At 70.7% G+C, this 5,479-nt stretch carries 5 protein-coding genes and 1 tRNA gene; 5 read left to right on the top strand and 1 reads right to left on the bottom strand.

What is annotated here, in order from left to right:
- Positions 1-4: 4 nt before the first annotated feature.
- A tRNA-OTHER gene (locus ACZ50K_RS33815) sits at positions 5-96 on the bottom strand.
- Between the two features lie 174 nt (positions 97-270).
- Here ACZ50K_RS33815 and ACZ50K_RS33810 point away from each other — a divergent pair.
- The 5 genes from ACZ50K_RS33810 to fabI all read left to right on the top strand — a co-directional run bounded on the left by ACZ50K_RS33810 (position 271) and on the right by fabI (position 5,268).
- A complete protein-coding gene (locus ACZ50K_RS33810; protein WP_468910429.1) occupies positions 271-1,263 on the top strand; it encodes a bifunctional lysylphosphatidylglycerol flippase/synthetase MprF in 993 nt (330 codons plus the stop codon).
- A gap of 41 nt (positions 1,264-1,304) precedes the next feature.
- Positions 1,305-1,493: a hypothetical protein gene (locus ACZ50K_RS33805; protein ID WP_468910428.1), complete on the top strand. Its 189-nt coding sequence runs from the start codon at positions 1,305-1,307 to the stop codon at positions 1,491-1,493.
- A gap of 179 nt (positions 1,494-1,672) precedes the next feature.
- Positions 1,673-2,755, top strand: a complete 1,083-nt coding sequence (locus ACZ50K_RS33800) for a fatty acid desaturase family protein (protein ID WP_468910425.1) — start codon at positions 1,673-1,675, stop codon at positions 2,753-2,755.
- Positions 2,756-2,957: 202 nt separating this feature from the next.
- Positions 2,958-4,385, top strand: coding sequence for an MFS transporter (locus tag ACZ50K_RS33795; protein ID WP_468910423.1), 1,428 nt, complete (start codon positions 2,958-2,960; stop codon positions 4,383-4,385).
- Between the two features lie 73 nt (positions 4,386-4,458).
- Positions 4,459-5,268, top strand: coding sequence for an enoyl-ACP reductase FabI (gene fabI / locus ACZ50K_RS33790; RefSeq protein WP_468910421.1), 810 nt, complete (start codon positions 4,459-4,461; stop codon positions 5,266-5,268).
- The last annotated feature ends 211 nt before the right edge of the window (positions 5,269-5,479 follow it).

Below are 5,479 nucleotides of genomic sequence, written 5' to 3'. Positions count from 1 at the left end.
TGCGCGGAGAGGGCAGGATTCGAACCTGCGTGGATCCTTACGGACCCGACTTCGAGCGAACTCTGGTCCCCGATAAACCGCTCCGGGCACCTCTCCTTGTTTCCGGCCCGGTTTCCCGTGCCGTTCACATGGACAACATTGCCCGGCCCTCCTGACATCCTGCTGACGCCCTCCTGACATCTCGTGGAAAGAGAATTCGCACCTTCCCCGGGTCGCTGTTTCGGTGCTCTACTCTCATCGACCGAAACAGTTGACGAAAGGGGTCCCTGAATGCTCGCGACCATTAAGGACGGCGCGGTTCTCGACGCCATCCGTACGTATACGCAGGCCGAGAACCCGAGCGCCTTCCTCGCGCTGGGCAGTGGCAACGAAACGTTTTCCCAGCCCGGCCTGGACGGGGTCGTCGTCTACCGTCGCACCGGCCGGTTCGCCGTGCAGTTCGGTGGACCGTTCGCCGCCGCGGACGACTACGGCCCGCTGCTGAACGCCTTCCGGCAGTACGTCGCCGACGAGGGCCTCACCCTCGTCGGCGTCCAGCTCCAGGCCCACGACGCCGCCGAGTACGCCCGCCGCGGCTTCGTCGTCAACCAGGTCGGCGCCTCCTGGGCCGTCTCCCTGGCCGAGTTCACGCTGCGCGGCACCCGCTTCATGCAGCTGCGCAACAAGATCTCCCGCGCCCTGCGCAACGGCCTGGTCGTCCAGGAGGTCAAGGCCGACGACTGGGCCGGCGGCATCCAGACCATCGACGAGGCCTGGCTGGGCTCCAAGGGCGGCGCCCGCCCGCTGGAGTTCCTGGTCGGCGAGATCGGCGGGGAAGCGCAGCAGGAGCGACGGCTGTTCGTCGGCACCATCGACGGCGCCCCCGTCGCGTACATCTCGTACTCCCCGGTCTACGGGAGCCGGGCCGGCTGGATGCACGACCTCAGCCGGCGCATCCCCGAGGGCTCGCCGGGCCTGATGGAGGCCGTCAACGCGCACGCCATCGAGGTGTTCCGCAGCGAGGGCGTCGAGTGGCTGCACTTCGGCTTCACGCCGTTCACCGGCCTGGACGCGGCCCACGAGCAGGACGGGCACAGTCCGGCGTTCCAGTGGCTGATGCACGCCCTCTGGCAGGGCGGCGACGACCTGTACCCGGCGCGCACCCAGCTCTCGTACAAGCAGAAGTGGGCCCCGGACCTGCTGGTGCCCGAGTACGTGGCCTTCGACGGGCCGCCGTCGCTGGCCTCGTTCGCGCACATCTTCCGGGCCTGCAACGCCTTCTGATCCCCCCACCGTCCGACAGACAGACAGGAGCTGAACCGCCCATGAGCGAGACCGACGCCACCGCCGCCCCCGCGGCCGCCGACGGGCCCGACGAGATGCAGTTGGCCGTGCTCAACGGCCTCACGGCCGTCATCCACGCCCCCGACGACCGCGAGACCGCCCGCACCTCCGACGCCGCACTGCACGCACTCGACCAGCGGCTGCACGACCAGAAGCTGCGCGAGCACTGAGAACGCTCGCTGAGCGGGCCCCGCGCAGGCGGTCAGCCCAACATCAGTGGCGCATCAGTTCGACGCGCGAGGCTTGGCGCGCTTCAGACGGGCGCCCCGGCTTCCGCGGCATACCCCCGAACGCCGCGGCCCGGGGCGCCCCTTTCCGGTTCAGGAACCTTTCCGTCAAGGAGCTTTGCATGCAAGGTCCGCACGTCCAAGTGACCGATGTCAACGCCGCCACGCCGCGCACTGGGGCGTCGGCGACCTTCTCGGAGCTCCTCAAGCGCGTCAAGGCAGAGGGACTCCTGGACCTCGACCCCCGCTACTACGTGTGGCGCCTGACACTCAACAGTGCTCTGATCGCGGCCGGCCTGGCCGCCTTCTTCCTCATCGGCGACTCGTGGTGGCAGATGGTCACCGCCGTCTGGATGGGTCTCTGCGGCGGCCAGTCGGCGTTCATGTGGCACGACGCCGGCCACAAGGCCATGTTCCGCAACAAGACGGCGGCGGACGTGGTCGGCTACTTCCACGCCAACGTCGTCAACGGCGTCAGCTTCGGCTGGTGGGTCAACCACCACAACCGCCACCACAGCAACCCGAACCACCTCGACAAGGACCCGGACATCGGCCGGCGTACGGCGATCTTCGACATCAAGCAGTACGCGACGCGCAAGGGCCACCAGAAGTTCGTCGTGCGCTACCAGAGCGTGATGTTCTTCGTCCTGCTGCTCCTTGAGTCCTTCAAGATGCACAAGACCGCGGTCCTCGCGATAGCCCAGGGCAAGACCAAGCGCCCGGTGCTGGAGTCGGTCCTCTTCCTGGCCCGCACCGCGTTCTACCTGACCTGCGCCTTCACCGTGCTCTCCCCGGTCCTCGCGGTGGCGTTCATCGTGGTGCAGCAGGCCTCCCTCGGCTTCTACTTCGGCATGATCTTCGCGCCGAACCACAAGGGCATGGACGTCCGGGACGGAGAGGAGGAGACCCTCGACTGGCTGGAGCGCCAGGTCCTGACCTCCCGCAACATCCGCCCCTCCTGGTACATCGACTTCCTCTACGGCGGTCTCAACTACCAGGTCGAGCACCACCTGTTCCCCGCCATGCCGCAGAAGAACCTGGCGCGGGCCCGGGAGCTCACCCGGGACTACTGCGCCGAGCGCGGGGTGCCGTACCACGAGGTCGGGTTCTGGGCCTCGTACCGCGAGGTCGCCACGTACCTGCACGAGGTGAGCGCACCCGTGCGCAGCGGTGAGGCCGACAGGCAACTGCAGCGGGCCGCCTAGGTCCGTCCGGCCGTGGGCGCTGGGCGCAGCCCGCACGGGCCCTCCTCACCACGAGTCCCGGGGGTCTTCCCCCGGGACTCAGTCGTTTCGGCCCCTCCCCCCCACCGTCCATCCCCTGTTCCTCCGCTCCTTCCGCTCCTTCCGCTCCTTCCGCTCCTTCCGCTCGTCCTCCTTCGTCCCCAGAGTTCCCCAGGAGTTCCAGATGGCCGAGACGGCCACCCTCACGAAGGCGCCGGCCGGCCGGGCCTCGATAGCGACCCGGCTCGACCGGATGCCGATCACCCCCACCCACCGCAGCCTCACCGCGGTGATCGGCATCGGTCTGCTCTTCGACACCTTCGAGAACCACCTCTCCGGCACCCTGGCCAAGGTCCTCCAGGCGGACTTCGGCTTCGGGTCCACCGAGCTGAAGCTGGTCCTGGCCTCGGCCTTCATCGGGCAGTTCGTCGGCTCGCTCACCCTCGGGAAGATCGCCGACAAGTACGGCCGCCGCCGCGCCTTCCTGATCAACCTCGCGCTCTACTCCGGCTTCTCGCTGCTGGGAGCCTTCTCGCCCAACGCCACCTGGCTGATCGTCACCCGGTTCTTCGCGGGCATCGGCATCGGCGCCGAGCAGGCCCTCTCCGACTGCTACCTGGCCGATGTGCTGCCCGCCAAGAAGCGCGGCAGGTTCATCGCCTGGGCCTACACCCTGGCCTTCTGCGGAGTGCCGCTGGTGGGCTTCGCCGCCCTGTGGCTCGTCCCGCTCAGCCCGCTGGGCGTGGACGGCTGGCGCTGGCTGTTCATCGCCGGCTCCCTCGGCTCCGCCGTCGTCTGGGTGCTGCGCCGGCGGCTCATCGAGTCGCCCCGCTGGCTGGCGGCGAACGGCCGCACCGAGGAGGCCGAGGAACTGGTCGCCCGGATGGAGGCCGAGGTGCCCGCCGCGGCCCTGGCCGCGAGCCGCGCCGCCGACGCCGACCCCGGCACGGCCGGCACCGCGGACCACGCCGGTACGGTCGATGCGGGCGGCACCTCGCCGCGTCTGCGGCTGCGCGACGTGTTCCAGCGCGGCCTGCGCCGCCGGACCGCCATGCTCTGGGTGTTCTGCTCGCTGTCGGTCGTCGGCTACTACGGCTTCGGCACCCTCGCCCCGCAGATCCTGGCCGCCAAGGGACACGGGATCGTGGCCGGGATCGGCTTCACCGCCCTGTCCTTCCTCGGCTACCCGGTCGGTTCGGCGCTCACCATTCCCATCATCGACCGGATCGAACGCAAATACCTGATCGCGATCTCCGCCAGCCTGATGGTGGCAGCGGGACTCGGCTTCGCCTACGCCGGCTCCGCCGTGCTCGTCGCCTCCTTCGGCTTCGCCTACACCCTGTGCAGCAACGTCTTCGCCAGCGTCTCGCACGTCTACCTGGCCGAGCAGTACCCGACGGAGATCCGCGCCGCCGCCTCCGGAGCCGCGTACTCGCTGTCCAAGCTCACCGCCGCCCTCCTGCCGTTCGCCCTGCTCCCGGTGCTCCAGGAGTACGGCCCCGGGGCGCTGTTCGGAGTGATCGGCGCGGCCATGGCGGTGATGACCGTCACCGTGCTCACCCTCGGCGACCGGACCACCGGCGTCCCGGTCGACCGCGCCGTCCGCCACTGACACCCGTACACGCGCACGCACACGCGCACGCACATCGCCCACACCCACACACCCACACCACCCGAGGGATTCCATGACGACCCACGCACCCGCCCCCACCGGTTCGCTGGCCGCTCCGCTGCTCGCGGGCAAGCGCCTGCTGGTGACCGGGGTGGTCACCACCTCCTCCATCGCCTTCCACACGGCCCGCCTCGCCCAGGAGGCCGGCGCCGAGGTGATCCTGACGGGCTTCGGCCGGCTCACCCTCGTCGAGCGGATCGCCGCCCAGCTGCCCAAGCCCGCGCCGGTGGTCGAACTGGACGTGACCGACCAGAGCCAGCTCGACACCCTCGCCGACCGGGTCGCCGAGCACCTGGGCGGCGATCCCTCCCTGGACGGGGTCGTGCACTCGGTGGCCTACGGTCCGCCCGGCGCCTTCGACTTCCTGGGCGGCGACTGGGAGGACGTCTCCACCGCCGTCCACGTGTCCGCGTACTCGCTGAAGTCCCTGACCGCCGCCTGCCTGCCGCTGCTGAACCGGCCCGGGGCCTCCGTGGTCGGTCTCACCTTCGACGCGGGGGTGGCCTGGCCGCACTACGACTGGATGGGTGTCGCCAAGGCCGCGCTGGAGTCCACCAACCGCTATCTGGCACGGGACCTGGGGGCGTCCGGGGTCCGCTGCAACCTGGTGGCCGCGGGCCCGCTGGTCTCGCTGGCCGCCAAGTCCATCCCCGGGTTCTCGGACCTCGCCGAGCTGTGGAAGGACCGCGCGCCGCTCGGCTGGGACCCGGCCGACCCCGGCCCGGCCGCCCGCGCGGTGGTCGCCCTGCTGTCGGACCTGTTCCCGAGCACCACGGGGGAGATCGTCCACGTGGACGGTGGCCTCCACGCCACCGGCGCCTGACCCCCGGCACCCCGAAGGGTCCGACCCCTGCGGGTCGGACCCTTCGCCATGCCCCGCGCAATCCGGTGCCGCCCCGGTGCTGCCCTGGTGCCTAGCGTCCCAGGTGTACACCAGGGCGCGGGGGAGGGGCGGGGGGGGGGGGGGGGGGGGGGGCCGGCGCCGCCCCCCCCCCCGCCCCCGGCCCCGCGCGCCCCCCGGCAGCGGTGCCGGG

It is taken from the genome of Streptomyces sp. NPDC033845 (assembly GCF_055576225.1).
Note: the sequence above shows the minus strand (reverse complement) of the source record. Positions and strands in the feature narration are given on the sequence as shown.

What these genes read in the sequence shown, in the direction of transcription:
- ACZ50K_RS33810 (WP_468910429.1), top strand. Translation starts at nt 271, where the DNA reads ATGCTCGCGACCATTAAGGACGGCGCGGTTCTCGACGCCATCCGTACG.
- ACZ50K_RS33805 (WP_468910428.1), top strand. Translation starts at nt 1,305, where the DNA reads ATGAGCGAGACCGACGCCACCGCCGCCCCCGCGGCCGCCGACGGGCCC.
- ACZ50K_RS33800 (WP_468910425.1), top strand. Translation starts at nt 1,673, where the DNA reads ATGCAAGGTCCGCACGTCCAAGTGACCGATGTCAACGCCGCCACGCCG.
- ACZ50K_RS33795 (WP_468910423.1), top strand. Translation starts at nt 2,958, where the DNA reads ATGGCCGAGACGGCCACCCTCACGAAGGCGCCGGCCGGCCGGGCCTCG.
- fabI (WP_468910421.1), top strand. Translation starts at nt 4,459, where the DNA reads ATGACGACCCACGCACCCGCCCCCACCGGTTCGCTGGCCGCTCCGCTG.